Raw genomic sequence first — 24,052 nt, 5'->3', positions numbered from 1 at the left:
ACCCATGATCCGTATGACCCACACCCGCCTCGCTGACAGCCGTGAGTTGATCTACTTTGACGACCCCGGAACTCCCGAGCGCACACCGGACTCGCTGGTGGACCACCGCGGGCTTCCGGCACGTGGCGAGCCCGGAGAGGTCAGATACGACGCCCTGTCCGGCGAATGGGTAGCAGTGGCCGCCCATCGCCAAAGCCGCACCCACCTCCCCCCGGCCCACCAATGTCCTATCTGCCCCACCACTGCTGATAACCCATCCGAGATCCCCGCCCCGGATTATGACGTCGTGGTGTTCGAAAACCGATTCCCCTCACTGGGACCGGCACTGGGCGACATCCCGGAGATCCCCCGCAACGGACTCGCCGGCCACGGGGTCACCGGGCCCGCCTTCGGTCGCTGCGAAGTTGTGGCCTTCACGCCGCAGCACACCGGATCCTTCGCCGAATTGGGAGAGACCCGCGCCCGCACCGTCATCGAGGCATGGGCGCAACGTACAGAGGCGTTAAGTGCCCTGCCCGGCATCAAGCAGGTCTTCCCCTTCGAGAACCGCGGCGCCGATATCGGAGTCACGCTGCACCACCCCCACGGCCAGATTTACGCCTACCCCTACGTCACGCCCCGGGCTGCCACTCTGGGCGCGATAGCCCGCAAATACTACGACGACGTCGACGCGAAAGAAACGCTCGGCGCGTCACTGCTCAAAGCAGAACGCGAGGATGGCAGCCGCATGGTCCTCGAAGCCAAGCACTTCAGTGCCTACGTGCCTTTCGCCGCCCGCTGGCCTCTGGAAATTCATCTGGTCCCCCACCGCAGCGTCCCTGACCTCGCTGCCCTGACGGGTGAAGAACGCGACGAGCTCTCCCACGTCTACCTGGACCTGCTGAAGCGGCTTGATGCCCTCTACCCCACGCCCATGCCGTATATCTCCGCCTGGCACCAGGCACCGCTGGACCCGGCCCTGCGCCCCGCCGGCCAGTTGCACCTGCAGCTGACTTCACCGCGCCGCGCTGCCGATAAGCTCAAGTACCTGGCAGGCTCCGAAGCAGCCATGGGCGCGTTCATCAATGACACCACCCCCGAAGCTGTGGCGCAGCGACTCCGCGATGTCGCCGCAGCCGCCGACACCACACAGTTGACCGACACCCTGGAAGGCACCCGAGCATGAGCACCACCACTGACACCAGCGTGCTTTCGGCCCGCTTCCAGGAAACTTTCGGCTCAGTTCCCGACGGCGTGTGGCAGGCACCGGGGCGCGTGAACCTGATCGGTGAACACACGGATTACAACGAGGGCTTCGTCCTGCCGTTCGCCATTGATAAGACGGCCAAGGTGGCTGTTCGGGTTCGTACGGACTCCACGGTGCGGCTGCTGTCCCTGTTCGGTGGCCACGGCTTGGTGGAGGCGGACCTCTCAAACCTGGAGCCGGGATCCGGCAACGGTTGGTCGCGCTACCCGCTCGGCGTTGCCTGGGCTTTGAAAGAGCGTGGCATCGACGTTCCCGGTTTTGACCTGCTGCTCGATTCGGACGTGCCGCTGGGTGCCGGGCTCTCGTCTTCCCACGCAATCGAATGTGCCGTCATTTCCGCCCTCAACGACCTCACAGGGGCAGGTTTAGGCGCAGAGGATCTGGTGCTTGCCACCCAGCGCGCTGAGAACGTGTTCGTCGGCGCACCCACCGGCATCATGGACCAGTCAGCTTCACTGCGCGGAGCCAAGGGTCATGCCGTGTTCCTGGATTGCCGGGACCAGCACGTTGACCTTGTCCCCTTCGACGCCGAGGCATCGGGCCTGGTCCTGCTGGTCATCGATACGAAGGTGTCGCATTCACACGCCGACGGCGGTTACGCCTCCAGGCGCGCCTCCTGCGAGTTGGGTGCCGAAATTCTCGGCGTCAAAGCACTGCGCGACGTCGGCGTGGAATCCTTGGAGGAAGCCGCGGGCTTGCTGGATGAGACAACCCTTCGCAGGGTCCGGCACGTCGTCACCGAAAACGACCGGGTACTTCAGACCGTGGAAACCCTCAACAGCGAAGGCCCGGCCAGCATTGGTGCGTTGCTGGACGCCAGCCACGTGTCCATGCGCGACGACTTCGAGATCTCCTGCCCTGAGCTGGACCTCGCGGTGGAGACATCCAGGGCCAACGGCGCGATCGGCGCCCGCATGACCGGCGGAGGTTTCGGCGGCTCTGCCATCGCCCTGACTCCGGCAGGCCGGGAGCAGCAGGTGCGCGACGCCGTCGTGCGTTCCTTCACTGAGAGCGGCTTTACCGCCCCTGACATCTTCACGGTGACTCCGGCAGCAGGCGCCCTTCGCTTGGCTTGACCGCCCAGGCTTACGCCCGTCTTCATTCCAGATGCCGGGCGTAAGCTGGGGCCATGACTGAGGCTGTCATCGTTTCCACTGCCAGAAGTCCAATCGGGCGGGCCTTCAAAGGCTCCCTCAAGGACGAACGCCCCGACGACCTTGCGACCGCCATGGTGCAGGCCGCACTCGCGAAAGTTCCAGGTTTCGATCCTGCCGCCGAAAATGGAGGCGGCCTTGATGACATCCTGCTGGGATGCGCCGAACCCAGCGGCGAAGCGGGCTCCAACATGGCCCGCGTCGTAGCTGTCCTTGCAGGACTGGACCGCGTACCGGCAGCGACCATCAACCGGTTCTGCGCATCCAGCCTCCAGACTCTTCGCATGGCATTCCACGCGATCAAGACCGGTGAAGCGAACGCGATCGTCTCGGCCGGCGTGGAAAGTGTCTCGAGATACCAGAATTGGGCAGGGGCCGGACAGACCGACGCCGGCAACCACAACCCACTTTTCGAAGCAGCAGCCCAGCGGACAGCTGCCCGGGCGGCGTCGAACATTCCCTGGACGGATCCGCGGCTTGGCGGGAGGCTTCCCGATATCTATATCGCCATGGGCCAGACAGCCGAGAATGTGGCCACCAGCTACGGAATAGGCCGGGCAGAGCAGGACGAGTGGGGCGTGCTGAGCCAGAATCGCGCCGAAGCTGCCATCGCCTCGGGCTTCTACGCCCGCGAAATCACACCATACACGCGCAAGGACGGGACCCTGGTTGAGCAGGATGACTCCCCGAGGGCAGGAGTAACCTTGGAAGCCGTATCCGCCCTTGAGCCCGTTTTCCGGCCCCAAGGTACAGTAACCGCGGGCAATGCGTGCCCCTTGAACGATGGTGCCGCCGCCGTCCTGGTCATGAGTGACTCCCGTGCGCGCGAGCTTGGACTACAACCGCTCGCGCGCGTTGTCTCCACCGCCGTTTCAGCCCTCTCACCCGAACTCATGGGCATGGGGCCAGTTGAGTCAACGCGGCGGGCGTTGGCACTGGCAGGACTGACGATTGACGATATCGACCTCGTGGAACTCAACGAAGCCTTTGCGGTCCAAGTGGTTGCCAGCGCCCGTGAACTGGGCATCGACCCACAGAAGCTCAACGTCCACGGCGGCGCCATTGCCTTGGGCCACCCCTTCGGCATGACTGGAGCACGCATGACCACTACGCTCCTCAATGGCTTGAAAGAACGCGACGGAACCCTTGGCCTGGCCACATTATGCGTGGGAGGCGGCCAGGGAATGGCTGTTGTTTTCGAACGCCTGGGTTGAGGCCTTCTGGGACGGCGCCCATGGTTGAACCCGTTTAGACAAAAAAATGCCCCCGAAATAATTTCGGGGGCATTTTTCCTGAACCCGGGCGGACTTAGTCGTCGCCGCGCAGAATCGCCAGGAGCCGAATGATTTCGACGTAGAGCCAAACCAGGGTGACGGTCAGGCCGAAGGCAGCGATCCAGGAGTAGCGCTCCGGGGCGCCGGCACGGACGCCTTCTTCGATGCTGGTGAAGTCCATGATGAGCGAGAAAGCTGCCAGGCCAATCGCCAGGATGCCGATGAAGACACCCAGCGGGATGCCTGCAATCGTGATACTCGTGCGCAGGCCGAACGGTTCCTGGACCGCGCCGGTCCACATCATGACGAGGTTGATCAGCGCAAAGACCGCGTAGCCGATGGTGGCGATCATGAAGAAGCGCACCATCTTGGGCGTTGCCCGGACCTTACCGCTCTTGAACAGCAGCAGCGTAACGCCGAAGACGGCCAGCGTGCCGATGACCGCTTGGAGGCCCACGCCCGGGAACATTCCGTCAAGAATCCGGGTCAGGCCACCGAGGAAGAGTCCCTCAAGGCCCGCATAGGCCAGGATCAGCGCGGGAGAAGGCTGCTTCTTGAAGGTATTGACCAGTGCCAGGACGAAACCGCCCAGTGCACCGACAATCATGAGCATCGTGGACAGGCCCGGAGCCACAAAGAGCGTGATGCCGGCGCCGACGACCAGGGCCACAAGGCACGCGACGGTCTTCATGATGACGTCGTCGTAGGTCATCCGCCCGGTTTCGGCGGGTCCTGCTGCAGGCTGGTTGTACATCTGCTGCAGTTGTTCGTTGGTCATGTTCTGCTGCGGAGCGGACCAAGCTGACTGGGCGTCGAGGACCTGTCCGGGCGCGCGGCCAGGTGCCTGGTTAAACTGTTGGCCGTACGGGTTGGAGTACGGATTTTGCGGAACAGGCGGTGCCTGTTTGGCTCCACGGAAATTCTTTCCGTTGAAGATAGGGTTTCCGCCAAGTGCCATTGCGGGTGTCCTCCTGAAAAAGGGCTAAGTGATAATTCACGGTACCAATTACCACGCGCCCAAGGCAGGGAAAGTTCCCTTGTTCACCCAGACGAAACTCAACCGTGACACGAATGTGGAAGATTGCTTGTTGCCTATAGCTTCACAGTTGTTATCCGATCGCGATCTTCTGACCTCTATGCTGTGCATTTTTTAGCCGCACCGAGCGGTAACATAGGCCACACATGGGTGACTTAGATCACAATCGAGGCAGCTAGGCAAGAACTGTTCACAAGCCCCATGACCGTTCGCACCGGCTGCAATGGCGCAGCCGGGACCACCCCCACTGTGGAGGTTTCCATTTTGAGAAGCACACTGCGCGACCCGTCCATGAGACGGTCCAAGGGACTGCAGAGAGCCGTGGGGGCGTTCTTCGCAGCCCTCATTGCCACTCTGTTGATCGCCGCCCCCTCGGCGGAGGCTACCACCCCCTCGCCTTCGCCATCCCCAACGAATTTCCAGAACAATATCAGCGGCTTCCTCCGCGACGACGCCCGTGCTCCCATACCGGGCGTGAAGATCAAGGCCTCGGGCAACGGATTCGAAGGCGAAGCAACCTCCGGAGCCAACGGCGCCTGGAGCATTGGCGTCCCGGTGCAGGGCACGTACAGGGTTGAGCTGGATACCTCCACCTTGCCGGAGGGCATCAAGCTGGCCGACGGCCAGGAGAATCCCCGCGATGTCACGTTCAACCAAACGTCCAACCTGTCGGTGATCTTCGCGTTCGGCAAAGGCATCGTCGTCCAGCAGCAGGACTTCGGCCAAAACCTCCTCAATCGCCTCGTCGCAGGACTGAGCTTCGGCCTGCTCCTGGCACTTGCCTCCGTGGGCTTGTCCCTCATCTTCGGTACCACAGGCCTTACCAACTTCGCCCACGGCGAGATGGTAACCATGGGCGCTGTCCTGGTATTCATGTTCAACGGTTTTGGTTTGCCGTTCTGGCTGGCCATCCTGCTCTCGCTGATCGGCGGCGGGCTCTTCGGGTACGTCCAGGATGCCGGGCTCTGGCGGCCTCTGCGACGGCGCGGCTCGGGCCTGGTGCCCATGATGATTGTCAGCATCGGCCTGGCGCTGGCTATCCGCTACGTCATCCAGTTCTTCTTTGGCGGCGCAACCCAACAGCTGCCCGGAGCCCAAAGCGCAGAAGTCCAGATCGGGCCCATCTCCATCTCTCCGAACAACCTGTGGTCCCTGTTGATCAGTGCCGTGGTGATTGCCCTGATCGGCATCGTCCTGTTGAAGACCCGTCTGGGCAAAGCAACCCGGGCGGTGGCAGACAATCCTGCCCTGGCGGCTGCTTCCGGCATCGACGTCGACTCGGTCATCCGGCTCGTGTGGATTGTTGGCGGCGTCCTCGCTTCCCTCGGCGGCATCCTGTGGGCCTACTACCGGCCCGGCGTGACCTTCGACATGGGCTCGCAAATCCTGCTGCTCATCTTCGCCGGCGTGACGCTCGGTGGCCTGGGAACTGTCTTTGGTGCCCTCATCGGCTCCATCGTCGTCGGGATCTTCGTGGAGTTGACGACTGTCTTTGGCCTCCCCGCCGACCTCAAGTACGTTGGCGCCTTGTTCATCATGATTGTTGTCCTTCTGTTCCGACCGCAGGGTATCCTCGGCCGGCGTGAGCGTGTGGGTTAGGAGCGGGCCATGGACTTCGGATTTATTCTTTCCAGCGCCCTTGGCGAATTGTTCAGCCCGACGACGGCGGCCTACGCACTTGCTGCTCTGGGCCTCGCCGTCCACTTCGGCTACTCAGGCCTTTTGAACTTCGGCCAGGCCGGATTCATGGCAGTGGGAGCCTACGGCTTCGCCATCTCCACGTTGACCTTCAAGACGCCGTTCTTCATCGGGCTGCTTATCGCGGTCCTGTGTTCGGTGATCTTCGCCTTTATCCTGGGCATTCCGACCCTGCGCTTGCGGGCGGACTACCTCGCTATCGTCACGATCGCAGCAGCAGAAATTGTGCGCTACGTTGTCACCACCAACCAGCTCACCAGCGTCACGGGTTCGGCAAACGGACTGGCCGCGTTCGAGGGTGGCTTCTACTCCATGAATCCCTTCCCCGAGGGGTCCTACATGGGCATGAACAACCGTGACTTCTTCATCCGCGTTGTCGGTTGGGGCCTGGTCATTATCTGCTGCCTGCTTGTCTGGCTGCTGATGCGCAGCCCATGGGGCCGCGTCCTGAAGGGCATCCGCGAGGACGAGAACGCCGTTCGGTCACTTGGTAAGAACGTCTACTCCTACAAGATGCAGGCCCTTATCATCGGCGGCATCCTGGGTGCCCTTGCAGGCATGATCTTCACCCTCCCCCGCGGCGCCGTCCAACCGTCCAACTACGGCACGGAGCTCACGTTCTTCCTCTGGACCTGTCTCCTGCTCGGCGGCATGGCAACCGTCCTGGGCCCCGTGATCGGAGCCATGATCTTCTGGGTAGTGCTCTCGCTGACGCAGAGCCTGCTTTATGGGCTCATCGAATCCGGAGTCATCACCTGGCTGACCACCGTTCAGGCCGGCCAACTGCGCTACATCCTTGTTGGTGTGGCCCTGATGCTCCTGATGATCTTCCGCCCGCAAGGCGTCTTCGGCAATAAGAAGGAGCTTGCTTTCGCATGAGTGAGACCAACGAACACAACAGCAACAACCCAATGAACCCAGCTACGCCTTCCAGCAGTGGTAGTTCTGCCCACCGCGCTACGCCAAGCGACGAGGCAGGCATCGACTACATGACCGATTCCCGCCCCATTGCGGTCGGGGAAAACACCCCCGGCTGCAAAAAGCGCGATCCTATCGTCGTGGCCGAAAACGTCACCCGTTCCTTCGGCGGCATCAACGCCGTGGACGTGGAATACCTGGAAATTCCGCGCCACAAGATCACTGCATTGATCGGGCCGAACGGTGCCGGCAAGACCACACTGTTCAACCTGCTCACCGGCTTCGACACGCCAAACACGGGCAAGTGGCAGTTCGAAGGAAACAGCATTGCCGGCGTCTCGTCCTACAAAGTGGCACGCATGGGCATGGTGCGGACATTCCAGCTGACCAAAGTCATGGGCAAGCTGACAGTCATGGAAAACATGCGGCTCGGTGCCGCGGACCAGCCAGGCGAGCGTCTTTCCAAAGCCCTGTTCAAGGGCATCTGGGGCGGCCGCGAGAAGGAGATCACAGCACAGGCACACGTGCTCTTGGAGAAGTTCAAGCTGGACACCAAGAAGGATGACTACGCGGCTTCACTCTCCGGCGGCCAGCGTAAGCTCCTGGAAATGGCACGGTCCCTGATGGTCAGGCCCAAGCTCGTCATGCTCGACGAGCCGATGGCCGGCGTGAACCCGGCACTGACCCAGTCCCTCCTGGACCACATCAAGAACCTCAAGGCTGAAGGCATGACGGTCCTGTTCGTGGAGCACGACATGAACATGGTGCGCCACATCGCAGACTGGGTAGTAGTCATGGCAGAAGGAAAGATCGTGGCCGAAGGTCCTCCCGGCGAGGTCATGAAGAACCCTGCCGTGATCGACGCCTACCTCGGCGCACACCACGACGTCGACCTCGGTGACGCAGAAGGCATCAAGGTGCTTGAGGCAGAGCTCGAGGCCGACGAAGAGTCGGTGGTGGGAACGGAAGACGCAGGTATCCTCTCCGACATCGTAGAAACCAAGAAGGAGGACGGGAAATGAGCAGCACCAGCGCAATGCCCGCCTCAGCAGATGCACCCGCCAGCGATTCCGTCGTCAAAGTCACCAACCTGGTGGCTGGCTACATTCCTGGCGTTAACATCCTCAACGGTTGCTCCATCGAGGCCCGCAAGGGTGAGCTGATCGGAATTATCGGCCCCAACGGCGCCGGTAAGTCCACCCTGCTAAAAGCCATGTTCGGCCTGGTCAAGGTCCACTCGGGCACCGTGGTGGTGAGAGGGCAGGATCTCACCGGCCTGAAGGCCAACAAGCTTGTCACGCAGGGCGTCGGCTTTGTACCCCAGACCAACAACGTCTTCGCCACGCTCACCATCGAAGAGAACCTCCAGATGGGCATGTTCCAGCGGCCCAAGGACTTCGCCGAGCGGTTCGACTTCGTTGCCAGCCTCTTCCCCGAACTGGCCAAGCGACGTGCCCAGCGGGCCGGTTCCCTCTCAGGCGGTGAGCGGCAGATGGTAGCCATGGGGCGGGCACTCATGATGGATCCCGCGGTGCTCCTGCTCGACGAGCCATCGGCGGGCCTCTCCCCCGTCAAGCAGGACGAGACGTTCCTGCGGGTCCATGAGATCAACCGCGCCGGCGTCTCAGTCATCATGGTGGAACAGAACGCCCGCCGCTGCCTGCAGATCTGCGACCGCGGCTACGTCCTGGACCAAGGGAAGGACGCCTACACGGGCACGGGTCGCGAACTTATGAAGGACCCCAAGGTCATCCAGTTGTACCTGGGAACCCTGGCCGACGAGGTCTAGGAGCCGCATCACGCACGCACGGAGGGCCTTGGGTATACCCAGGGCCCTCCTTCATGTGCCGCCGTTGCCCCACAACACACCCCCATGAAGCAGAACAGGTCCCCTTCCGAGAGGAAGGGGACCTGTTCCGGTTGCGGTCTGGTCAGGATTTGGCTTAGAGCTTGCCGAACTCTTCGCGGACCGGCTTGTAGGTGTTGTTGTCCTGGTATTCGTAGATACCGATGTATGCCTCGGTGGGGTCACCGGCGTCGGAGAACGTTACCGGACCCGACTGGCCGTCGTAGTCGATGTCCTTGCCCTGGCGAAGCAGGGTTACGCAGGAGGCGAAGTCGGTGCACTTCTCGCCACCTTGGGAAACGTCCTTGAGCTTGGCTGCAATGTCCGTGCCCTTGGTGCTCTTGGCAGCTTCAGAGGCCAGCGAGATCAGGTTCACGGCGTCGTAGGACTCGCCTGCGTAGCTGTAATCCTTCAGTGCAGGATCGATGGCGAGGAGCTTCTGCTTGAAGGCGTCCTTGGCGAACGTACCGGGGATGGTTCCCTGTGCGCCCTTCAAGGTGCCGGCCTGGAAGTCCTTGCTGTAGTCCGATGTGTTGCCGTCAACCATGAACAGCTGCGTGGGCTTGATTCCCTTGCCTGTGATCAGGGGGACGATGCTCTTTGCCTGGTCGAAGGTGATCAGTGCGATGGCGTCGGGCTTGGCGGCGATGACCTTGTCCACCTGGCTGCTGAACTGCGAGTCACCCTCGTTGAAGAGTTCCTCGGCTACAACCTTGCCGCCAGCGGCCTCAAAGGCTTCCTTGACGTTCTTCTGCAGGCCCGTGCCGTAGGCGTCGTTGAGGACGATCATGCCCACGGTCTGCGCACCACAGGTAGCCATGTAGTTGCCCAGGACCTTGCCCTGCAGGACGTCGGAGGGAGCAGTACGCCAGTACAGGCCCTTGTCGTCCCATGTAGTGAAGTCAGGGGACGTGTTCGCCGGCGAGAACTGGATTACCCCAGCGCCCGTGATCTGGTTGATAACAGTCTTGGAAACACCGGACGAAGCTGCACCGATGATTGCGCTCACGCCCTGGCCCAGGAGGGCGGTGGTGGACTGGGTTGCGATGTCGGTCTTGGTGTCGCCGGAGTCACGGTGCACAACGGCAACAGGAGCGCCCAGGACGCCGCCGGCATCATTGACTTCCTTGATACCGAGGTTGACGCCAGCGATTTCGGGTGGGCCGAGGAACGCGAGCGACCCCGTCGTCGGCAGCAGCGATCCAAGCTTGAGAGGAGTGGCGGTAGTGGTGGTCGAGGGAGGTACGGGTCCCGTGTTGGTAGCAGCCTGGCTGTTGCCGGCTCCCGCCCCTGCACTCGGAGCCGGGCAGGAGATGCCTGCAGCGGCGGCGGAACTGGACCCGGTCTGGCTTGGCGTGGAGGACCCACCACAAGCTGTGGCCAGGAGGGCAACCCCAATGCCAAGCGCTGTAAGCTTGGCGGCTCGGGGCGCCGCTTGGGAAAGATCAAACATTCGTTGTCTCCTCGATCGAAAGGTGCGAACTGCCTTTGATGCGATAACTCAGGTGTTCCTGATTAAGACTCAAACTAGTGCAATTGATCCGGGAAGATAAGTGATTCAGGTCACATCCCTATAACACTCGTTGCCTGTGGGGAATCTACGAGCCTGCTGGGAAAAGTGTATGAAGAATGCTGCCAATAAACTGGGGCAAGAAATGGAAGGAGAGGTAACCTCCTCCCCTTCCATTTGTGCCCCAGGTGGGACTCGAACCCACAACACGCGGATTTTAAGTCCGCTGCCTCTGCCAATTGGGCTACTGGGGCGCCCGCACCATGGTATCCCAGCTACACGCGTTCGAATGGCGCCGCGTAGCGAAAGGTCCCCCGAACGCCGTCGGGCCATGCCGGAAGCGGCAGCAGCTGGAAGTGATCGCCCCAGGCAGCCTCGGGCGGTTCCACACCCAGGGAGGTGGCCGGAACGTACCCGAAGCGCGGGTAGTACAGGGGGCTGCCCAACAAAGCTATGGCAGGCTCCCCTGCCGCCGTGGCACGCGCGGCGGTTTCACGCATGAGGGCCGAGCCGACGCCGCGTCGCTGAAACTGGGGAAGCACTCCGATGGGACCCAACCCCACAAGTTCCAGGTCGCCGATCCAGCCACGGGTACTGATGGCGTGGCCAACAATGTCCCCGCCGATCTCAGCTACGATGCTCAACTCTGGAATGTACTCGTCGCACTCGAAGAGCTCGCGCAGCAATCCAACCTCCAAGGGCGTCCCCTGGACCGGTTCGCCGGTCACTGGAGACACCGAAAAGGCCCGGGCGGTCAGTTCCAGGATTTCAGGACGGTCTTCTGGCCGCTCTGTCCGCAGGACCACTCCCCGGGCCAGCAAACGCAACACGTCCAGCGCTCGGTCCGCTTCCGCTACGGGGACCAGCAGGTGGTCATGATGAAAGCCCGCCAGGACGTTGCAGCTGATGCCTGCGTGCGTCAGCGCCGCACTCACGGCCGCCGTCAAACCCACCGCCTCCAAGTCGGAATGGATCTGGAGCGTGATCCAGGCGGCCACGAAATCGTAGGAAAGACCAAGCCTGTCCGCTTCGTCGCGCCGCAGCACCACGGTCAAACCTTCGGCCTCCCGGACGGCGGCCTCGATGTCGCCTTCCAGCGGTTTGCCGTGCGGCCAGAGAGCGTACACATAGTCACCATCCCTGATGACAGGATGCAGGGACTCCAGGAGGGTCTTCAGATCGGTTTCGCCAGGCATGGCAACAGCTTAAACGACGACGGCCACTCCCCTGAGGGAGCAGCCGTCGTCGGACGTGTACTACTTGGCGTCAGCCGATACCGGAGTCTTGTCCTCGGCAGGCTTTTCCGCAACAGCAGGCGCGGGAGCAGGTGCAGGTGCAGCAGCCGGCTTGGGGGCCGGGGTTGCAGCTGCAACGAATGCGCCCCGTGGGTTGTCCAGGTCAATCAGCTGCGTGGTGTCGCGGCCAGCGAAGAAGGCCAGGATCCAGCCGAAGATCACGCGGAACTTGCGCTCAACCGTGGGCATCGCCATTCCGTGGTACCCACGGTGTGCCAGCCATGCGAGGCCGCCCTTGAGGCCGATGCGGCCGAGCAGGTTGATGTTGGCAACGCCCTTCCACTCGCCGAAGCCGGCAACAGCACCAAGGTTCTTGTGCTTGTAGTCGTGCAGCGGCTTGTCCCAGCGGGAAGCCCAGAGGTTCTTGGCGAGCTTCTTTGCCTGGCGGAGCGCGTGCTGGGCATTCGGCACACAGGTACCGTCCGGCAGGCCCTTGCCCGTGAGGTCCGGAACAGCGGCGATGTCGCCGGCTGCCCAAGCGTTCTCGACAATGCCTTCGTCACCGGCAATACGGAGGTCCGGGAGGACGCGGACACGGCCGCGCGGTTCCAGCGGGAAGTCCGTTGAGCGGATCATCGGGTTGGCCTGCACACCGGCAGCCCACACGAGGGTGTCAGCTTCGACTTCACCGGCGGACGTCTTGTCCGGGAGGTTGATCAGCTTGAGGTTGCCCTCTGCGCTGTCCAGGGAGGTGTTGAGGAGGACCTCGATATCGCGGCTACGCAGGTGCTCGACGACCCACTCGGCCTGGGATGCGGTGACCTCGGGCATGATGCGGCCCATGGCTTCGACGAGGATGAAGCGGACTTCCTCCTGGCGGACACGCGGGTTGTTCTTGACCGCTGCGCGGGCGAGGTCTTCCATTTCGGTGAGGCATTCGATGCCTGCAAAACCGCCACCGACAACCACGAAGGTGAGGGCCTTGGCGCGCTCTGCGGGGTCCGTCATGGTGGAAGCGGCTTCGATGCGCTCCAGCACCTTGTTGCGAAGTGCTACGGCTTCCTCAATGGTCTTCAGGCCGATGCCCTTGTCGGCGAGGCCCTTGATGGGGAACGTGCGGGTGATGGCACCGGCTGCGATGACGACGTCGAAGTACGGAACCTCGAACGGAGCTTCACCATTGGCAGGAGCCACAACCGCAGTGCGGTTTGCGTGGTCGATGCTGGTGACGCGGCCCTGGATGAGTTCGGTCTGCTTGAGGTGCTGACGGTGGGAGACGACGGCGTGGCGTGCCTCGATGTTGCCACCAGCGACCTCGGGGAGGAACGGCTGGTACGTCATGTAGGGCAGTGGATCTACGACGGTGACGATGCCACCTGCATTCGCGATCTTCTTCTGCAATTTAAGGGCTACGTACAGGCCGACGTAGCCGCCGCCGACGACGAGAACCCGGGGACGGTCAATGAGCTCTGGGGTGGTTGCCATGAAACCAGAGTACAGCACTTTGTGAAAATCTTCACTAGCTACTTCCGGGTGGGTGGATCCACCGCTTCCAGCGTTCCAGTTTCTGCCTCTTCCCCGGCAGTGGAAGGGTTCTTGGCGACCCTGCGCAACTGAATGGATGCGCCCACGATGATCACTGCGAAAATGCCGCCGAATCCGAGTACGACAGCGGCCGGAAGGGCATCATCCACTTGTGCAGGAGTGGCGGCGACAGGAACCGTCGGATCTGCCAAGGTGGGTGCAGCGCTTGTAGGACTGGCCACAGGGGCCTCGGAGGGCGTGCTGAAGTCACCTCGCCGATGGACGCGGATCCAGTCCGCGATCGATCCGAGTGGATTGGTGCTTGTTGTCTCTACCTGATCCTTCAGCGCTGCCTCTGCGTTGAGCACGCCGTAGCCGTAAAGGGGATCCTTGCCCGGGGCACCGGCATCCTTGGCCGTGCTGACAATCCTGTTGATGACCTGCTTCGCGCTCATGTCAGGCCACTTGGACCGGATGAGCGCAGCCACGCCGGAAACGATGGGCGCGGACCCGGACGTTCCAGCCCATTGCGCGTATCCGCCCCCGGGAAGGCCTCCCAACAGATTTTCTGCCGGTGCTGCAACGCCAATGCTGATCCCTTGGGAGGAGGAGTCGACGCTGGCCCGGCCATCGCCGTCGAGCCCTGCCACTGTGAGCACGCCGGGAATGGTGGCAGGAGCGCCAACCTGCACGTTGCCACCCACCCGGTTGCCCGCGGCGGCGACGATCACCACATCCTTTTGCTCGGCATACAGGAAGGCGGCATCCCAACTTTGAGGCCAAACCGGCGAGGTGCTGCCCAGGGAAATATTGATGACCTTCGCGCCATTGTCCACAGCCCAGCGCACGGCGTCCGGAATCTGTTCCTGATCCGTCTTGCCTCCCGGGTTGGGTGACCCCAGCCAGGTGGACACTGCCAGGATCTCCGCTTCAGGCGCGACGCCGATGATCCCGTCCGGTCCCCCGGCAGGAGGAACCGTCGGCGAGGCTGAGGGCGACGGGGAAGCTGTGGGCGTGGTGTGACCACGCCCGGCAAGCATGGTGGCCACAAGGGTTCCGTGCTCTGTCTTGGCGCCTATGCTTTTCTGTCCGTTGGGCGCGCCGGCTCCGGAAACGTCCGTTCCGCCCACGACGACGCCCTTGAGGTCAGGGTGGTTCCCGTCAACGCCGCTATCGATGATGGCGACCTTGACTCCTGCACCCTTGGAGACCTGCCAGGCATTCGTGATTCCCGATTCCTTGAGCCAGTACTCCTTGTCCCGCCAGGCGTCTGCCATCGCTGCCGGTGCAGTCAACAGCGCACCCGCCAACGCTCCCCCGGCCAGCATCGTGGCCAGGGCAGCAGAAAGCAGGCGGTGGTATCGCAGGGTCATGCGGAGTCCCGGATACTCAGGGCAATCCCGTCCAGGATGTCGTGCTCGCTCGAAATTGCACCGCCGATGGCACCGTTGCCCACGGCAGCAAGCCTTTCCAGGATGCGCCGCCACACCAGGGCTCCAGCTCCAATAACGTCCACGCGGCCCGGGTGCATGTAGGGAAGGACCGCCCGCTCGTCGCGGGTCATCTCCAGCAGGCTGGTGCACGCGTCGCTGATGGTTTCAATGTCCAGGTAGGCGCCGTGGATCCGGTCCGGCTGGTATTCGCTGAGGCCCAGGGCGTGCGCAGTGATGGTGGTGATGGAACCCGCGACGCCAACCACGGCTGTGGCACGGTCCAACGGGACTGTCTGAGCGGCGAGGTCGAGTGCGGCGTCGACGTCGGCCTCTGCCGCTGCAATTTGCGCCGCCGTAGGTGGGTCGCTGCGAAGGTGCCGTTCGGTCAACCGTACACAGCCAATGTCCACCGAACGCGCAGCAATCACGCCATGGGCATCGCCGAGGACGAATTCGGTGCTGCCACCGCCCAGGTCAACCACCAGCACGGCGTCATCCCCCGTTACCGGCAAAACACTGCTTGCCCCTGCGAAGGACAGCGCAGCTTCCTCATCACCCGAGATAACTTCAGGCTCCACACCCAGAAGGTCACGGATCCCGTCAACGAAAACCTGGCGGTTCCTCGCGTCGCGGGTGGCCGAGGTGGCGGCAAAGCGCACGCGCGTGGCACCGTGTTCGCGGATAAGCGCTGCATAGTCCGCTGTGGCGGAGAAGGTGCGTTCCAAGGCCTCGGGAGCAAGTTCTCCGGTGGCATCCACGCCCTGGCCAAGCCGCACCACACGCATTTCACGCACGACGTCGGTCAGCGGCCCAGTTGCCCCGTTCGCCGAGGCATCGGCAATGAGGAGACGGATGGAGTTGGTTCCGCAGTCAATGGCAGCAACGCGGCTCATGCGTCCTCCACCACTTCGCTGACGGACCCGGCCTTGGGTTTACGGACCGGTGCCGGGCGACCCACGATGTCAGGCAAGCCTTGAGGACCATGACGGCTAAGATCCCTCGAGGGCGCCTCGCCTGCAGTGTCCCAGGCGCCATCGCAGTAGCAACGATCCTTGGTCCACCACTCTGAAATTGCTTCCAGGGCCTCATCGCCCAGCGGGTTGACCCCGGGACCGGCAGCCAGCGAGTGGCCAACCAGGACGTGCAAGCACTTGACGCGGGTGGGCATGCCGCCAGCGGAGATCCCGTCGATTTCCGGCACGGCACCGGTCCCGGAACGTCCAGCGATCTCGTTGCGCGCCTGCAGGTAGGCCTCGTGGGCACCATGGTACGCATCCGCAAGTTCCTGGTCCGCGGTCAGCCGATCATTCATCTCATTCATCAGCCCGCCCGCTTCCAGGCGCGACACAGCGGACGTGATGACCGGGTGGGTCAGGTAGAACGTCGTGGGAAATGGTGTCCCGTTGCTGAGCCGGGGCGCCGTGGCCGCCACGAGCGGATTCCCACATACGCAGCGTGCGGGAATCTCCACCACGTCCCGCACCGGCCTGCCCAGCTGGCGGCTGAGGACATCGAGGTCGCGTGCTGATGGCTGGCGGGATTCCTGCGGCGTGGCTGCCGTGTTCTCTTCCACTTGCGCTGCCAACCTTCCTGCCCTTTTGGCCATGTCCCGGAAGGAACACGACGGCGGCGGGCACCGCGTCTAGTCTGTTGCCGATCGTCTGATTGACTCCCAGAGCGCATCCACCCAGGGCAGGTTTGCCGGGTTTGCGGATGAGCCGGAGCCGGTGCGGCCCCCAGGGGTACCGGCGGCTTCTTCCCCGCCAAATACCCAGTAACCCGTTTCACCCGGCATAACCATGTTAATGCGGTCGCGGGCCTGCTGTTTCACGTAGTTGGGATCCTGCCACCGGGAAAGCTGCTTGTTCAGCTCCGCCTGCTCTGCCTGCTTGCTGGCGATCTCGGCCTCCAGCGCGGAGATTTCGGCCCGTTTCTCCAGGAAAATCCGGACCGTGGGCGCCAGCATGATGGTGATGGCAATCATGACGACGGCCAGCGCGAGCATCCTGCCCGAGAACGCCTTGGCCGGTACGGGATCGAGGTCCTGGGCATCACCGGCACTGTTGCCGGAGGCCTTGCTTGAAGCTTTCGTGGACGCGGCGGGGCTCGTCCTGGTGGCTGGGCTCTTGCCGCTGCCCGTGGTTTTGGTGGCGGGGCTTCTGCCGCTGCCCGGGGTTTTGGGAGCCCGGGTTTTTCTGGCGGCCGTTGCCGGCGTCGAGGATTCCGCAGGGGCGCGGGAGGCGCCGAACTCTGCCTCGATGACGTCCCCGTCGGCATGGCCTGCACTGTTTGGCTTGCCTGCCGTAGCGGGCCGTGCCGGGCCGTTGGCCGTGCCTGCGCTGTTTGGCCTGCCTGCGCTGTTCGGCCTTCCTGCGCTGTTCGGCCTTCCTGCGCTGTTTGGCCTTCCGAGGGCGTCGGCCCTGGGAACCTTTGGACGACGGGTGGCCATGACACTCCTGTAATGCCCGGTGCTTGCCTGGCGGGTTGCTGCGCTTGCCCTGCGCGTAACGTACGTGTGCGGAACTTGCGTAGGTCCTGCTGTGCCCGCGGCTCCGCAGGCAAGCGTTAAAACAGAACCGGTGGCTATGGTCTTTCCACCATAGCCACCGGTCAGCTGTTTTCGCGGAATGCTAGCCCTTGAAACGCGGGAATGCGCTGCGGCCGGCGTAGCGTGCGGCGTCGTCGAGTTCTTCTTCGATGCGCAGGAGCTGGTTGTACTTTGCGACGCGCTCGGAGCGGGCCGGGGCACCGGTCTTGATCTGGCCCGCGTTGGTGGCAACGGCGATGTCAGCAATGGTGGTGTCCTCGGTTTCGCCGGAGCGGTGCGAGGTGATGGTGGTGTAACCGGAACGCTGGGCCAGGGAAACGGCGTCCAGGGTCTCGGTCAGGGAACCGATCTGGTTGACCTTGACCAGCAGGGAGTTGGCCGTGGCGGCACTGATTCCCTGCTGCAGGCGGACCGGGTTGGTGACGAAGAGGTCATCGCCAACCAGCTGGACCTTGTCACCGATGGTGTCGGTGAGGGTCTTCCAGCCTTCCCAGTCGTTCTCGTCCAGCGGGTCTTCAATGGAGACCAGCGGGTAGTCGGCAACGAGCTCGGCGTAGTAGGCGCTCATTTCCGAGGCGGTCAGTGCCTTGCCTTCGAACTGGTATGCACCGTCCTTGTAGAACTCGGAGGATGCAACGTCCAGGGCAAGGGCGATGTCCGTGCCCGGGGTGTAGCCGGCGTTCTTGATGGCTTCCTGGATCAGGTCCAGTGCAGCGCGGTTGGACGGCAGGTTGGGGGCAAAGCCACCTTCGTCGCCGAGGCCCGTGGAGAGGCCCTTTTCCTGGAGGACAGCCTTGAGGTTGTGATACACCTCAACGCCCCAGCGCAGGCCTTCGGAGAAGGTCTCGGCACCGATCGGGGCGATCATGAATTCCTGGATGTCAACATCGGAGTCGGCGTGCGAGCCACCGTTGAGGATGTTCATCAGCGGAACCGGCAGGACGTGTGCGTTCGGGCCACCGAGGTACTTGTACAGCGGCAGGTCCGAGGAAGCAGCGGCGGCGTTGGCAACGGCCAGGGATACACCCAGGATGGCGTTGGCGCCGAGCTTGCTCTTGTTCGGGGTGCCGTCGAGGTCGATCATGGCCTGGTCGATGCTGCGCTGGTCCGTTGCGTCGAAACCAATGAGTGCCGGCGAGATCTCGTCGATGACCGCGTCAACGGCCTTCTGGACACCCTTGCCGAGGTAACGGCCCTTGTCGCCGTCACGGAGTTCAACAGCTTCGTGCTCGCCGGTGGAGGCGCCGGAGGGAACTGCTGCGCGGCCGATCTGGCCGTCGGAAAGCAGGACCTCAACTTCTACGGTCGGGTTTCCGCGGGAATCAAGGATTTCGCGGGCGTGGATGGCATCGATAAGCGCCATGGATGTGCTCCTTATGGGCAAATTACAGGAATGTGGAGGGAAATTCTCAACGTCCTCGTCGCTACTAGCGTAGTCGAGAGTGGCTTAGGTTACGGAACGGGTTCAAACTCCTCACGTCATGAAGGCCGGGCCTTCCCGTTCTGAAACGATCGAACTGCTGCGCGGAGGGCACGCTCGGCGTCGAGCCCTTGCTCCCTGGCACCGGCAACGACGGCGAGCAACAGCTCACCGAGCGCCTCTTCCGAGTCTGGAACCGCAGGAAGCCCGACGGCGGTTGCCCGGCTTTGGGCGTCGACCGACAGACCCGCACGGGCAGCACGGTCCAGGGATTTTTGCGCCCCTGCCAAGGCAGGCAAGTGCGGTGGAATTCCCTCGAACGGATCGGCACGGCCGGGCTTCTCGGAACGCTTCACGGCATCCCACTTCAGGATGATTTCCTCGACCGTCGCCGGGAACGTGGCCTGCAGCGAACCGTCCGGCTTGAAGACGTGTGGATTGCGGCGGACCATCTTCGCGTTGATGCCGCGGGCCACAGCATCAAAGTCGAAGCTGCCGCGCTCCTCGGCAAGCCGGGCATGCAGCACCACTTGAAGCAGTACGTCGCCCAGCTCGCCGCGAAGCTCCTCGTCCCTGGCGGGCGAATCCCCGGCCTCAATCGAGTCCACAACCTCGTAGGCTTCCTCGATCAGGTACTCGACCAGGGACTCATGCGTCAGCGCACCCATCCAAGGGCAATGCTCGCGCAATGAGGCTATGGTCCGGATCAGCTCCGAAATGCCGTTGCCGGACTCCTTAGCCGAGGTTGGCGTAGGCATCGTTGATGTACTCGACCAAAGCTTCACGCTCGTCCAAGGGCAGGAAGGCGGCCTCTGCGGCGTTGAGCGTCAGTTCGAGCAAATCATCGAGGTCGTAGTCGAAAGTCTCCACCAGGAGCTCGAACTCGTCCGTCAACGTGACACCGCTCATGAGCCTGTTGTCCGTGTTGATGGTGACGTTGAAACCGAGCTGGAAAAGCATGTCCAACGGGTGGCTCTCGATGCCTTCGCCGAAGCTGGAGATAGCACCGGTCTGGAGGTTCGATGACGGGCAGATTTCCAGGGCGATTCCGCGGTCGCGCACCCAGGCGGCCACGCCGCCGAGTGTCACCATGCCGATGGTGTCCTCGCCGTCGTCGTCGGAGTTGTCCTCAAACTCCACCGCGATGTCCTCGGCAATACGCACCCCGTGCCCAAGCCGCAAAGCCCGTCCGTCCACGAGCGCCGACTGGATGCTGTCCAGGCCTGCGGCCTCACCGGCGTGGACCGTGGCCGGGAAGTTGTTCTCGGCAAGGTAGGTGAAGGCGTCCTTGAACCGTGAGGGCAGGAAGCCGTCCTCGGCCCCCGCGATGTCGAAACCGACAACGCCGTTGGCGCGGTGTCGAACAGCCAGCTCCGCGATTTCCTGGCCGCGGTCAGCGTGGCGCATCGCAGTGATGAGTTGCCCGACCTGGATCTGCTGGCCGCGTTCTTCAGCCGCATCCACGCCGGCTTCGAGGCCATCCTGGACCGCTTCCACCACTTCATCCAGGGTCAGGCCCTTCTGCAGGTGCTGTTCGGGGGCCCACCGCACTTCACCGTAGACGACGCCGTCCTCGGCGAGGTCTTCCACGAATTCCTTGGCGACCCGGAACAAGCCCTCCTTGGTCTGCATCACGGCAATCGTGTGGTCGAACGTTTCCAGGTACCGCACCAGCGAACCGGAGTCCGCGGATTCCCGGAACCATTGGCCCAAGGCAACAGGATCAGTGGAAGGCAGCGTGTGGCCGACGGCGTGCGCCAGTTCAATGATGGTTGCAGGCCGCAGTCCCCCGTCCAAGTGGTCATGGAGGGAAACCTTGGGAAGGCTCTTCAAATCGAAGTCGAGGGCAGGGGCAGCGTCAACAATGGGCTCAGTCACGTACTAACTGTAGGGGGACCGCAGGTGCTTAGCCAGCAGGCTTGGAGAGGTCGACGCCGGCGGCCGCCTTTGGGGTCATCTCCTGCGGGTTCGTCGTGGGCGCCATCGCAGTTGCCGCAGCGGCGGCAGCCCGATCCTTCTTTTCCAGGTCCTTCTTCTCCAGGTACTTGTGCCACCAGCGAAGGACGTGGTCCACGACAATGCCCAGGATCACCGCGAACGCCACTGCAATGCCCACGCCAAGCAGCGGGTTGTTGTGCACCCATTGCCCTGCGAGGAGTCCGATGCCGATGGAGTAGCAAACCCAGGTGACGCAGGCAAAGGCATCCAGGAAGAAGAATGTCCTGTGACGGAATCCCGTCTGTCCGGCAACGTAGTTCACAGCCACACGTCCCCAGGGAATATAGCGGGCCGTGAAGATCAGGACAGCCCCACGTTTGTCGAGCTCATACTGGGCCCAGGCGAACATCTTCCGGACCTTGGGACGCCGCATCCACTTCCAACGGTTCAGGCCAATTTTGCGGCCCAGCATGTAGGCCATGTTGTCGCCTGCCATGGCACCCACTAATGCGGTGCCGCCGAGGATCCACAGGTTGGGCTGTCCATTGTGGAGGGACAGTGCCGAGAGGCCAACGATGGCTGTTTCGCTGGGAAGGATGGTGGCAAATCCGTCAATGAAGAAGAAGACCAGAAGGACCGGATAAATCCAGGGCTGCCCTGCTGCATGCTCGAGCATTTGGTTCAAAAACTCCACGCGGCGGTAGCTCCTAGGCGAATATGACTTGACACTGTGACGGAAGTCGCTCTTAGTGTCCCATGGCCGGGACGTCGTTCGCTACGCCCCAGCCTCGGGATCACTGACTTAACGCTACTCGTGGACCCCGCGTTCCGGCCTCAGCCGCCGGACTGATCTTCCGGCGTCGTCCGTGTCATACCGTGGGTGGAGGCGGCGCTTCTTCCCCAGCGACATTCGTGCCTTCGGCGATGTTCTTGCGGTCCAGCGGAACCGATCCCCGGACCTTGCTGATGATGCGGTCGATGACGATTCCCAGGATCACCGCCACCACAATCGCAATCGCGGCACCCAATAGATGGTTGTGCTCGAACCAGACCCCGAAGAAGTACCCCAGGACCACGGAATAGCTGGCCCACAGGATGGCCGACATTGCGGTGAGCCCAATAAAGCGGCGGTGGTTGAAATGCGTGGCACCGGCCGTCAGGTTGACCGCCACCCGTCCGATCGGAATGAAGCGCGCCACCATGATGAGTGAGGCCGACCGCCGTCGAAGTTCCTTGCCGGCCCAGCGGAAGGCGCCCTGCATGCGCTGGGTACGCATCCAGCGCCAACGCTGGATCCCGATGCGGTGGCCGATCAAGTAGGCAATATTGTCGCCTGAGAAAGCGCCAATTGCTGCCACCACACCGAGCAGCCACACGTTGGGTGAGCCTCCGCCGCCGGAGACCGCACTCAAGCCGACCACCACGGACTCGCTGGGAATCGGTGGGAAGAAACCGTCGATCAGGCAGCAGGCCAACACAAGGAACAACACCCACGGCTGCCCGGCCGCGGCGAGGATGAAATCGTTGATGGCCTGCACAGGATCTAAGCCTAGGCGATCCTGTCGATGATCAGTTGATGGGCCGGTCTCGAGCCCTCAGGCGCAATCACCACGGCGTCCTGCAGCGCTTCCTTGGCCCTGTCAAACTTTTCAGGAGTGTCCGTCAACAGGGTCATCAACGGTTCGCCGGCCCTGAGCAGCGCGCCCGGTTTTGCGTGCAGCCGTACCCCGGCTCCGGCCTGGACTTTGTCCTCCTTGCGGGCCCGGCCGGCTCCGAGCCGCCACGCCGCAACGCCCACGGACAGAGCATCGAGCTCCACCAGGACGCCGTCAGCCGGGGCGTAGACCACCTCGGATTCCTTCGCCACCGGCAACGCAGCGCGCGGATCGCCACCCTGTGCTTCGATCATCCGGTTCCAGACATCCATGGCGCGCCCATCCTTGAGGGCAGCCGCAGGATCGGCGTCGTGAATGCCGGCCCCGGCCAGCATCTCCTCGGCCAGGCGGACAGTCAGTTCGACGACGTCTTCCGGACCGCCACCCGCAAGCACCTCCACGGATTCCTCCACCTCGATAGCGTTGCCTGCTGTCAGGCCCAGCGGCGTGGACATATCGGTCATCAGTGCCACTGTGTGAACACCCGCGTCCTTCCCCAAGGCCACCATGGTCTCCGCCAGCTCACGTGCCCGCGCCTCATCCTTCATGAACGCACCGGATCCCACCTTCACGTCAAGCACGAGCGAGCCCGTGCCTTCCGCGATCTTCTTGCTCATGATCGAAGATGCGATCAGCGGGATTGCCTCGACGGTTCCCGTGACATCGCGCAGGGCGTAGAGCTTCTTGTCGGCCGGCGCCAGACCGGATCCGGCAGCACAAATCACCGCTCCCACGTCCTGGAGCTGGGCCATGATCTCCTCATTGCTCAAGTTCGCGCGCCATCCGGGGATCGCTTCGAGCTTGTCCAGGGTGCCGCCCGTGTGGCCGAGTCCACGGCCGGACAGCTGCGGAACGGCGACGCCGAATACTGCCACCAGCGGAGCCAGCGGCAGGGTGATCTTGTCCCCTACCCCACCGGTGGAGTGCTTATCGCTGGTAGGTTTCCGGCCGCCGTCGGGCGTTGTCAGCGAGGAAAAGTCCATCCGCTCCCCCGAGGCGATCATCGCCGAAGTCCAGCGGCTGATTTCCTCACGGTTCATGCCGTTGAGCAGGATCGCCATGTTCAACGCCGCCATCTGCTCCTCGGCAATCACGCCGCGCGTGTAGGCATCGATGGTCCAGTCAATCTGTTCCGGTGTGAGTGTGCCTTTGTCACGTTTGATGGAAATGATCTGAACGGCGTCGAAGGCCTCGGTGCTTCTCACGTGCTTTCCTCCAGGTTTTCGGGACCAAAGGCATCAGGCAGCACCTGGTCCATGGACTTGATTCCCTGCGTCGTCATGAGCTGCATGCCGGGCGCCCGGAATTCGTAGAGCAACTGCCGGCAACGCCCGCACGGCATGAGGACGTTCCCTTCGCCATCGACGCAGTAGAAAGCCGCTATTCTGCCTCCACCGGTCATGTGGAGCTGGCCCACCAACGCGCACTCAGCGCAGAGCGTCAGTCCATAGCTGGCGTTCTCCACGTTGCAGCCGCTGACAATCCGGCCGTCCTCGGTGAGGGCCGCAGCCCCCACCGGGAACTTGGAATACGGGGCATAGGCCCGCTCCATGGCCTGTACTGCAGCTTCTTCCAGCGCATGCCAATCGACGCGCCTCTCATGAAGAGTCGGCATCG

22 protein-coding genes and 1 tRNA gene are annotated in these 24,052 nt (G+C 62.9%); 7 read left to right on the top strand and 16 right to left on the bottom strand.

The features are described from left to right. The first annotated feature begins 4 nt into the window (after window positions 1–4). From galT to LDN82_RS06585, 3 genes are read left to right on the top strand one after another with little or no spacing between them, the layout of a single operon-like run. Window positions 5–1,165 carry a galactose-1-phosphate uridylyltransferase gene (galT, locus tag LDN82_RS06595; protein ID WP_224166814.1) on the top strand — a complete coding sequence of 387 codons (1,161 nt, stop codon included), beginning with the start codon at window positions 5–7 and terminating at the stop codon, window positions 1,163–1,165. Continuing rightward, the gene (gene galK, locus LDN82_RS06590; protein ID WP_224166813.1) at window positions 1,162–2,322 is read left to right on the top strand and encodes a galactokinase; all 1,161 of its coding nucleotides are present in this window, start codon (window positions 1,162–1,164) and stop codon (window positions 2,320–2,322) included. The genes galT and galK overlap by 4 nt, the downstream gene beginning before the upstream one ends. 53 nt (window positions 2,323–2,375) lie before the next feature. After that, window positions 2,376–3,614 carry an acetyl-CoA C-acetyltransferase gene (locus LDN82_RS06585; protein ID WP_224166812.1) on the top strand — a complete coding sequence of 413 codons (1,239 nt, stop codon included), beginning with the start codon at window positions 2,376–2,378 and terminating at the stop codon, window positions 3,612–3,614. A 94-nt stretch (window positions 3,615–3,708) separates the two neighbouring features. Here the strand turns inward: LDN82_RS06585 and LDN82_RS06580 are convergent, their stop codons facing one another. Then, window positions 3,709–4,632: a Bax inhibitor-1/YccA family protein gene (locus LDN82_RS06580; protein ID WP_224091585.1), complete on the bottom strand. Its 924-nt coding sequence runs from the start codon at window positions 4,630–4,632 to the stop codon at window positions 3,709–3,711. Window positions 4,633–4,911: 279 nt separating this feature from the next. Here LDN82_RS06580 and LDN82_RS06575 point away from each other — a divergent pair, with 279 nt between their 5' ends. From LDN82_RS06575 to LDN82_RS06560, 4 genes are all read left to right on the top strand, one after another. Then, window positions 4,912–6,309, top strand: coding sequence for a branched-chain amino acid ABC transporter permease (locus tag LDN82_RS06575; RefSeq protein WP_224166811.1), 1,398 nt, complete (start codon window positions 4,912–4,914; stop codon window positions 6,307–6,309). Window positions 6,310–6,318: 9 nt separating this feature from the next. Next, window positions 6,319–7,287 (top strand): branched-chain amino acid ABC transporter permease, encoded by a 969-nt coding sequence (locus LDN82_RS06570; RefSeq protein WP_216924904.1) that lies wholly within the window; start codon window positions 6,319–6,321, stop codon window positions 7,285–7,287. Between the two features lie 110 nt (window positions 7,288–7,397). Continuing rightward, window positions 7,398–8,348 carry an ABC transporter ATP-binding protein gene (locus LDN82_RS06565; RefSeq protein ID WP_224093904.1) on the top strand — a complete coding sequence of 317 codons (951 nt, stop codon included), beginning with the start codon at window positions 7,398–7,400 and terminating at the stop codon, window positions 8,346–8,348. After that, window positions 8,345–9,115, top strand: a complete 771-nt coding sequence (locus tag LDN82_RS06560) for an ABC transporter ATP-binding protein (protein WP_224091581.1) — start codon at window positions 8,345–8,347, stop codon at window positions 9,113–9,115. Before LDN82_RS06565 ends, LDN82_RS06560 begins: the two co-directional genes overlap by 4 nt. A 154-nt stretch (window positions 9,116–9,269) precedes the next feature. Here LDN82_RS06560 and LDN82_RS06555 read toward each other — a convergent pair whose 3' ends face one another. The 15 genes from LDN82_RS06555 to LDN82_RS06485 all read right to left on the bottom strand — a co-directional run bounded on the left by LDN82_RS06555 (window position 9,270) and on the right by LDN82_RS06485 (window position 24,050). Further along, the gene (locus tag LDN82_RS06555; RefSeq protein ID WP_224166810.1) at window positions 9,270–10,625 is read right to left on the bottom strand and encodes an ABC transporter substrate-binding protein; all 1,356 of its coding nucleotides are present in this window, start codon (window positions 10,623–10,625) and stop codon (window positions 9,270–9,272) included. 237 nt (window positions 10,626–10,862) lie between these two features. After that, window positions 10,863–10,936 (bottom strand) — tRNA-Leu (locus tag LDN82_RS06550). A gap of 21 nt (window positions 10,937–10,957) precedes the next feature. Then, window positions 10,958–11,878, bottom strand: a complete 921-nt coding sequence (locus tag LDN82_RS06545) for an N-acetyltransferase (protein WP_224166809.1) — start codon at window positions 11,876–11,878, stop codon at window positions 10,958–10,960. Between the two features lie 60 nt (window positions 11,879–11,938). After that, window positions 11,939–13,402: an FAD-dependent oxidoreductase gene (locus LDN82_RS06540; protein ID WP_224166808.1), complete on the bottom strand. Its 1,464-nt coding sequence runs from the start codon at window positions 13,400–13,402 to the stop codon at window positions 11,939–11,941. Between the two features lie 38 nt (window positions 13,403–13,440). Beyond that, the gene (locus LDN82_RS06535; protein ID WP_224166807.1) at window positions 13,441–14,814 is read right to left on the bottom strand and encodes a S8 family serine peptidase; all 1,374 of its coding nucleotides are present in this window, start codon (window positions 14,812–14,814) and stop codon (window positions 13,441–13,443) included. Beyond that, window positions 14,811–15,767, bottom strand: coding sequence for a Ppx/GppA phosphatase family protein (locus LDN82_RS06530; RefSeq protein WP_224166806.1), 957 nt, complete (start codon window positions 15,765–15,767; stop codon window positions 14,811–14,813). The genes LDN82_RS06535 and LDN82_RS06530 overlap by 4 nt, the downstream gene beginning before the upstream one ends. Then, a complete protein-coding gene (locus tag LDN82_RS06525) occupies window positions 15,764–16,447 on the bottom strand; it encodes a DUF501 domain-containing protein (protein ID WP_224166805.1) in 684 nt (227 codons plus the stop codon). Before LDN82_RS06525 ends, LDN82_RS06530 begins: the two co-directional genes overlap by 4 nt. A 69-nt stretch (window positions 16,448–16,516) precedes the next feature. Then, the gene (locus LDN82_RS06520) at window positions 16,517–17,323 is read right to left on the bottom strand and encodes a septum formation initiator family protein (protein WP_224166804.1); all 807 of its coding nucleotides are present in this window, start codon (window positions 17,321–17,323) and stop codon (window positions 16,517–16,519) included. Window positions 17,324–17,504: 181 nt separating this feature from the next. Beyond that, complete coding sequence (gene eno, locus LDN82_RS06515) at window positions 17,505–18,785, bottom strand: phosphopyruvate hydratase (protein WP_216924896.1); 1,281 nt, start codon at window positions 18,783–18,785, stop codon at window positions 17,505–17,507. Window positions 18,786–18,901: 116 nt separating this feature from the next. Beyond that, window positions 18,902–19,600 (bottom strand): MazG nucleotide pyrophosphohydrolase domain-containing protein, encoded by a 699-nt coding sequence (locus LDN82_RS06510; RefSeq protein ID WP_224166803.1) that lies wholly within the window; start codon window positions 19,598–19,600, stop codon window positions 18,902–18,904. Then, a complete protein-coding gene (locus tag LDN82_RS06505; RefSeq protein WP_224166802.1) occupies window positions 19,578–20,720 on the bottom strand; it encodes an adenosine deaminase in 1,143 nt (380 codons plus the stop codon). Before LDN82_RS06505 ends, LDN82_RS06510 begins: the two co-directional genes overlap by 23 nt. A 28-nt stretch (window positions 20,721–20,748) precedes the next feature. Continuing rightward, the gene (locus LDN82_RS06500; protein ID WP_224167481.1) at window positions 20,749–21,456 is read right to left on the bottom strand and encodes a DedA family protein; all 708 of its coding nucleotides are present in this window, start codon (window positions 21,454–21,456) and stop codon (window positions 20,749–20,751) included. Window positions 21,457–21,649: 193 nt separating this feature from the next. Beyond that, window positions 21,650–22,318: a DedA family protein gene (locus tag LDN82_RS06495; protein WP_224166801.1), complete on the bottom strand. Its 669-nt coding sequence runs from the start codon at window positions 22,316–22,318 to the stop codon at window positions 21,650–21,652. Between the two features lie 11 nt (window positions 22,319–22,329). Continuing rightward, window positions 22,330–23,640, bottom strand: coding sequence for a thymidine phosphorylase (locus LDN82_RS06490; RefSeq protein WP_224166800.1), 1,311 nt, complete (start codon window positions 23,638–23,640; stop codon window positions 22,330–22,332). Continuing rightward, window positions 23,637–24,050: a cytidine deaminase gene (locus tag LDN82_RS06485; protein WP_224091549.1), complete on the bottom strand. Its 414-nt coding sequence runs from the start codon at window positions 24,048–24,050 to the stop codon at window positions 23,637–23,639. The genes LDN82_RS06490 and LDN82_RS06485 overlap by 4 nt, the downstream gene beginning before the upstream one ends. Between the last annotated feature and the right edge of the window lie 2 nt (window positions 24,051–24,052).

It is taken from the genome of Arthrobacter sp. StoSoilA2 (assembly GCF_019977195.1).
Taxonomy (GTDB): domain Bacteria; phylum Actinomycetota; class Actinomycetes; order Actinomycetales; family Micrococcaceae; genus Arthrobacter.
This window is presented reverse-complemented; position numbering and strand designations above follow the sequence as displayed.